At 51.8% G+C, this 6,035-nt stretch carries 6 protein-coding genes and 2 pseudogenes; 4 read left to right on the top strand and 4 right to left on the bottom strand.

What is annotated here, in order from left to right; all coding sequences use genetic code 11:
* A pseudogene (locus EHN07_RS18470) lies at positions 1–479 on the top strand (ISL3 family transposase); the annotation flags it as partial.
* Positions 480–1,319: pseudogene (pmrB, locus tag EHN07_RS18465) on the top strand (two-component system sensor histidine kinase PmrB); the annotation flags it as partial.
* Positions 1,320–1,435: 116 nt separating this feature from the next.
* Here the strand turns inward: pmrB and cgtA are convergent.
* From cgtA to rplU, 4 genes are all read right to left on the bottom strand, one after another.
* A complete protein-coding gene (cgtA, locus tag EHN07_RS18460; RefSeq protein ID WP_124025479.1) occupies positions 1,436–2,608 on the bottom strand; it encodes an Obg family GTPase CgtA in 1,173 nt (390 codons plus the stop codon).
* A 16-nt stretch (positions 2,609–2,624) separates the two neighbouring features.
* Positions 2,625–3,590 (bottom strand): DMT family transporter, encoded by a 966-nt coding sequence (locus tag EHN07_RS18455; protein WP_124025478.1) that lies wholly within the window; start codon positions 3,588–3,590, stop codon positions 2,625–2,627.
* A gap of 99 nt (positions 3,591–3,689) precedes the next feature.
* Positions 3,690–3,947, bottom strand: a complete 258-nt coding sequence (gene rpmA / locus EHN07_RS18445; RefSeq protein ID WP_024549632.1) for a 50S ribosomal protein L27 — start codon at positions 3,945–3,947, stop codon at positions 3,690–3,692.
* Between the two features lie 18 nt (positions 3,948–3,965).
* Positions 3,966–4,277, bottom strand: a complete 312-nt coding sequence (rplU, locus tag EHN07_RS18440; protein ID WP_034459723.1) for a 50S ribosomal protein L21 — start codon at positions 4,275–4,277, stop codon at positions 3,966–3,968.
* 261 nt (positions 4,278–4,538) lie between these two features.
* Here rplU and ispB point away from each other — a divergent pair, with 261 nt between their 5' ends.
* Together ispB and sfsB are read left to right on the top strand one after the other, a co-directional pair.
* Positions 4,539–5,510, top strand: coding sequence for an octaprenyl diphosphate synthase (gene ispB / locus EHN07_RS18435; RefSeq protein ID WP_124025476.1), 972 nt, complete (start codon positions 4,539–4,541; stop codon positions 5,508–5,510).
* Between the two features lie 224 nt (positions 5,511–5,734).
* Positions 5,735–5,998 (top strand): DNA-binding transcriptional regulator SfsB, encoded by a 264-nt coding sequence (gene sfsB, locus EHN07_RS18430; protein WP_124025475.1) that lies wholly within the window; start codon positions 5,735–5,737, stop codon positions 5,996–5,998.
* Positions 5,999–6,035 lie beyond the last annotated feature (37 nt).

The following is a 6,035-nucleotide window of genomic DNA, read 5'->3' as shown; positions in this document are numbered from 1 at the left end:
TATCGACAGAGTACGGGTCGATCAGGCGAATCAGTTACGGGATAACAAAAAAGCACGGAAGGTGATTAAACGCAGTCGCTGGCTGCTGTTGCGTAATCCGGAAAATCTGCCGGAGGGTCATGAAGTGAAACTGGCCGAGTTACTGGGAGGCAAACCAGCCGTTAAATACGGTGTATGGTGATGAAAAGCGCCTGAAAGAGCTGTGGTATGCCCCGGATAAGAAAGTCGCACAGCGTCGCTGGAATGAGTGGTACAGGCAGTCACAGGAAAGTGGCATAAAGGCGCTACAGCAGTTCGCGGAGAAGCTGAAAGGCTACATGAGCGGAATAATCGCCAGTGCCACACATCGTCTGAATACCAGCGTGCTGGAGGGAATGAACAACAGGATCAAAGTGATAAAAAGGATGGCATATGGATACCGGGATAACGACTACTTTTTTATGAAGATAAAAGCAGCGTTCCCCGGTAAAGCGCGATGAACCTTATTTTTCTCCTTCTGGGCCATCACCTGGATTACTCAACCGCTCAATCGCCTGCGCACCAGCCTGGCTAACCGTTCTGCCGACAACCTGACGCCTTTGCCGATGTATTCGGATATGGAAGAGATGGTTGCCGTTACCAATTCCCTAAACCAGCTGCTGGCACGCCTGGACCATACCATTCAGCAGGAGCGATTATTTACTGCCGATGCCGCCCATGAATTACGCACGCCGCTCGCAGGGCTGCGTTTGCACCTTGAACTCATGGCCAATTCCGGCGTTCAGCAAGCCCCTATGCTGCTGGAGCGCATCGATCGGCTAATGCACACCATTGAGCAATTGCTGATGCTCGCACGCGCCGGACAGGCGCTGGCGAGCGGCCATTACGATACGCTGAACTGGTATCGCGATATTATTTCACCGCTCAAAATGGAAATGGAAGAGATGGTTGCCCTGCGTGGGCAAAACATTATCTGGCCAAACGAAAGTACTGATATGGTGCAAGGAGATGCAGTGCTGCTTCGCCTAATGTTACGGAACCTGATGGAAAATGCATTCCGCTATAGTCCAACAGAAAGCACCATCACGGTGTCATTAGTGACTCAGGGAAATGGCGCAATGCTGGGGGTTTCCGACCAGGGACCAGGTATTGACGAAGAACATCGCCAGACGATAACCGATCCCTTCCGCCGTCTGGATCAACGCTACGGTGGCAGCGGGCTGGGGCTGAATATTGTGCAGCGCATTGTTCAGCTCCACCATGGCAGGTTAGCCCTGGATAGCGGCCCTCAGGGCGTGGGCCTGCAGGCCAGTTGCTGGATACCTGCGCAAAACCAGTAAATGAGATTGCTGACAAAGAAGGAAAAAGCGTGGTTTTCCCTTCTTTGTGGTTATCAGCCGGGTAAATCGTCCATAAAAAAGGCCGGAACATGTCCGGCCCCGCTGCAGATAACGTCTTACTTCTGGTAGATGAATTCGACGCCTTCGTCGTCATCTTCATCCCAGTCGTCATCCCAGTCTTCGTCTTCTTCCGCTTCCACGGCGTCAAGCTGCTGCTGATGATAGTCATCCCACATAAACTCGACTTTCTCAGGAGCAACGGGCTGCAGCTCGGCAATTTTCGGGTTAGCGATGATAAAGTCCATCACATCCCAGCACAGCGCGTTGACGCCTTCGCGGTTAACCGCAGAGATCAGGTAGTATTTCTCTTCCCAGCCCATTGCGGTGGCAATTTCTTTTGCCCGCGCTTCGGCATCTTCTTTGCTCATCAAATCGCATTTGTTGAAGACCAGCCAGCGTGGCTTCTCGGCCAGTTTCTCGCTGTATTTTTCCAACTCGCCAATGATAACTCGGCCATTTTCAACCGGATCGGATTCATCAATAGGCGCGATATCGATGAGGTGCAGCAGCACGCGACAGCGCTCAAGGTGTTTCAGGAAGCGGATACCAAGACCTGCGCCTTCGGCCGCGCCTTCAATCAAGCCCGGGATATCGGCAATCACAAAGCTCTTCTCGTTATCCATACGAACAACGCCAAGGCTTGGAATCAATGTAGTAAACGGATAGTCCGCAACTTTTGGTTTCGCCGCAGAGACAGAGCGGATAAACGTCGATTTACCGGCATTCGGCAAGCCCAGCATCCCTACGTCAGCCAGCAGCAGCAATTCCAGCTGAATATCACGCTTCTCACCAGGCGTACCCATGGTTTTCTGACGTGGCGTACGGTTCACGGAGGATTTGAAACGGGTGTTACCCAGACCGTGCCAGCCGCCCTTAGCGACCATCAGTTTCTGACCATGCTGGGTCATATCACCCATGGTCTCGCCCGTGCCCTGGTCGATAACGCGCGTCCCTACAGGGACCTTAACGGTAATGTCTTTACCACGTTTACCGGTACAGTCACGGCTCTGGCCATTTTGACCACGTTCAGCGCGGAAAGATTTTTCAAAGCGGTAGTCGATCAGGGTATTGAGGTTCTCATCGGCCTCAAGCCACACATCACCGCCATCACCGCCATCCCCCCCGTCCGGGCCGCCTCTGGGAATATATTTTTCACGACGGAAGCTAACGCAGCCGTTACCGCCATCACCTGCTACGACCAGGATCGTTGCTTCATCAACAAACTTCATTTCACTTCTCCGTAAATCATTCGCCCGAACGTTGTACTGGAAGAACAGCTTCGGTTTTGCGCCAGCGTCCCCAAAGACGGTGACCAATGGCTGAATACATTGCACCTGCAACCACGACGAACGCACCGAGATAACCGATAAGGTTAAGTGACGGCATGGCGAAGAAATCGGGCCAGGCTAACGCTAATAAATCTGAAAACAGCAAAGTAAACAGCGGGGTTAACGTAATAATGGCGCTAACCTGTGCCGCCTGCCACCGTGCCATGGCTTCTGCCAGTGCCCCATACCCAACCAGTGTATTCAGGCCACAGAAAACTAAACACGCCAGTTGCCCGTCGCTGAGCAGGAAAATTTTATCCCACTGAGCCAGCGGCAAAAGCGCAAGAGTACATAAAGTGTACAGTAAAAAGAGGATCTGTTGCGAGGCCAGGCGGCGTAATAATACCTTCTGCGCCACACCATAGGTGACCCACACTGTCGCCGCCAGCACGCCGAATATCACCCCAAGGGTGTAATCAGTCAGGCGGGTAAAAATTTCTATCAGGCTGGTATTAAAAAACATCACCAGCCCGCTAAGTAACATGATGGCCCCGATAACCTGCGTGCCGCGCATCTTCTCTTTGAGCACAACGACGCTGGCCACCATCATTCCCACCGGGGAAAGCTGGCCAATCACCTGGGATGCCGTCGGGCTCAGGTACTGCAATGAGGAACTGAACAGCAAAAAGTTGCCGAATAAGCCCCCGGTGGCAATGGCGAGTAATACCAGCCAACGAGGCTTGCGGAACAGGCGTAACGGCGGCAATTTTCCGCGCCAGGCCAGGATACTGCCCAGCCCCACGCTTGCCATCAGGAAGCGATAAAAGACCACCGTCGGCGGTTCCATTACCGTCAGTACCTGCTTCATCGCTATCGGCAATGCCCCCCAGCAAACCGCTGTCGTCAGCGCGAGGAGAATGCCAATGCCTGCCTGCTGTTTCATCACCCACTTCCCTGCGCCAATTTAATTTACCGGTCGCAGAATGTAAAAAGCCCCGCAACGTGTTGCGGGGCTCTCATCCGTTACCGGGACGCGAAAAACTTATTCAGCAACGATGCTGATGAACTTACGGTTTTTCGGACCTTTAACTTCGAACTTAACTTTACCGTCAGTCAAAGCGAACAGAGTATGATCTTTGCCGCAACCTACGTTGGTACCCGCGTGGAATTTAGTCCCACGTTGACGAACGATAATGCTGCCTGCCAGAACTGCTTCACCGCCGAAACGTTTTACGCCCAGACGTTTAGCTTCGGAATCGCGACCGTTACGAGTAGAGCCGCCAGCCTTTTTATGTGCCATTTAATATGCTCCCCTGTATTAAGCGCTGATGCCGGTGATTTTCACATCAGTGAACCACTGACGATGACCCTGCTGCTTACGGTAGTGTTTACGACGACGAAACTTAACAATCTTAATTTTCTCGCCACGACCATGAGCAACAACTTCAGCTTTGATTACGCCGCCATCGACGAAAGGAACGCCGATTTTGATTTCTTCACCGTTAGCGATCATCAGCACTTCAGCAAACTCAACAGCTTCGCCAGTTGCGATGTCCAGCTTTTCCAGGCGAATGGTTTGACCTTCGCTTACTCGGTGTTGTTTACCACCACTTTGGAAAACCGCGTACATATAAAACTCCGCTTTCCGCACGCACCCTATGTATGTTTCAGGTGGCGCTATAAATATTCACAATAGGGCGCGAATATTACGCAAAAGCGGAGCCTTTGACAAGCCCTCTCATGAAACAGAGTAGAAAAAAAACGCAACCTCACACCAGCCGTTTATCTGCCTCGTTTTTTCAGTACAATCTGTACTACATTATCACTCCTCTACCCTCACGTGATTCCGTTAAGACATGTGGTAAACAGGACATGAAGCCAGACTTTTGCGATGAATTTAGAAAAAATTAATGAGTTAACCGCGCAAGATATGGCGGGAGTGAATGCGGTCATCCTTGAACAGTTGAATTCAGATGTTCAGTTGATCAATCAGTTAGGGTATTACATCGTCAGCGGCGGCGGTAAACGTATCCGTCCGATGATTGCGGTACTGGCGGCCCGTACCCTCGGTTATCAGGGCAATGCGCATATCCATATTGCGGCCCTCATTGAATTTATCCACACCGCAACCCTGCTGCATGATGACGTTGTCGATGAATCAGATATGCGCCGCGGCAAAGCAACCGCCAACGCGGCGTTTGGTAATGCCGCCAGCGTGCTGGTGGGTGATTTTATTTATACCCGCGCCTTCCAGATGATGACGCAGCTCGGCTCGCTCAAGGTGCTTGAGGTGATGTCCGAAGCGGTGAACGTGATTGCCGAAGGTGAAGTTCTGCAATTAATGAACTGCAATGACCCCGATATTACCGAAGAGAGCTACATGCGGGTGATTTACAGCAAAACCGCGCGCCTGTTCGAAGCGGCGGCCCAGTGCTCGGGTATTTTAGCCGGTGCCACGGCAGAACAGGAACGAGCGCTGCAGGATTATGGCCGCTATTTAGGCACCGCTTTCCAGCTTATCGACGATCTTCTCGATTACAGCGCCGATGGACAGACATTGGGTAAAAATGTGGGCGATGACCTTAACGAAGGCAAGCCGACGCTCCCTCTGCTGCACGCGATGCGTAACGGTAGCCCGGAGCAGGGAAAAATGATTCGCGAAGCCATTGAACAAGGTAACGGGCGTCATTTGCTGCAGCCGGTGTTAGAAGCGATGGCGGCCTGCGGCTCCCTGGCATGGACCCAGCTGCGGGCAGAACAAGAAGCGGATAAAGCGATTGCCGCACTGAGCATTTTGCCTGAAAGCGAGTATAAAACCGCCTTAATTGCGCTGGCTCATATGGCGGTGCAACGCGATCGTTAATCTCTTTAGCGCGCCGCTTAAAGGCGCGCTAAGTTTCCAGTAACTGCAATTCCCCTTCCGGCATCACATCACATAGCCTATTGCTTTCATTGATTTTCAGTGACTTTGTGTGGGTTAACACAGATTTGATTTTTTAAACTATTTTCTGGAGCTTTTTGGCTATTTATTGTGCTATAACCTCCGTTGAGTCAACCGGTAAAATGATACGGTTACAGGGGAGGAACATGGAAAGTAAAACTACTGACTGGCACCCGGCAGATATTATTGCAGGGCTGCGTAAACGCGGAACATCACTGGCGGCGGAATCCCGAAAAGCGGGACTGAGTTCGTCGACGCTGGCAAATGCGTTAACGCGTCCATGGCCAAAAGGTGAATTGATCATCGCTCAGGCCCTGGAAACTTCGCCCTGGGAGATCTGGCCATCTCGCTACTATGATCCACAAACACATCAGTTTATCGATCGCACGAGTCTGATGCGTAAAAGATGAAAAAAACCGGGCTTGCCCGGTTCAGACTGATGACAAA

The organism is Buttiauxella warmboldiae (assembly GCF_003818135.1).
In the GTDB taxonomy this organism is placed as follows: domain Bacteria; phylum Pseudomonadota; class Gammaproteobacteria; order Enterobacterales; family Enterobacteriaceae; genus Buttiauxella; species Buttiauxella warmboldiae.
The sequence above is the reverse complement of the archived record's forward strand: the minus strand, read 5'-3'. Positions and strand labels throughout refer to the sequence as shown.

Excerpts from the sequence above, each read along its gene's own strand:
- cgtA (WP_124025479.1), bottom strand. The coding sequence starts at position 2,608 with ATGAAGTTTGTTGATGAAGCAACGATCCTGGTCGTAGCAGGTGATGGC.
- EHN07_RS18455 (WP_124025478.1), bottom strand. The coding sequence starts at position 3,590 with ATGAAACAGCAGGCAGGCATTGGCATTCTCCTCGCGCTGACGACAGCG.
- rpmA (WP_024549632.1), bottom strand. The coding sequence starts at position 3,947 with ATGGCACATAAAAAGGCTGGCGGCTCTACTCGTAACGGTCGCGATTCC.
- rplU (WP_034459723.1), bottom strand. The coding sequence starts at position 4,277 with ATGTACGCGGTTTTCCAAAGTGGTGGTAAACAACACCGAGTAAGCGAA.
- ispB (WP_124025476.1), top strand. The coding sequence starts at position 4,539 with ATGAATTTAGAAAAAATTAATGAGTTAACCGCGCAAGATATGGCGGGA.
- sfsB (WP_124025475.1), top strand. The coding sequence starts at position 5,735 with ATGGAAAGTAAAACTACTGACTGGCACCCGGCAGATATTATTGCAGGG.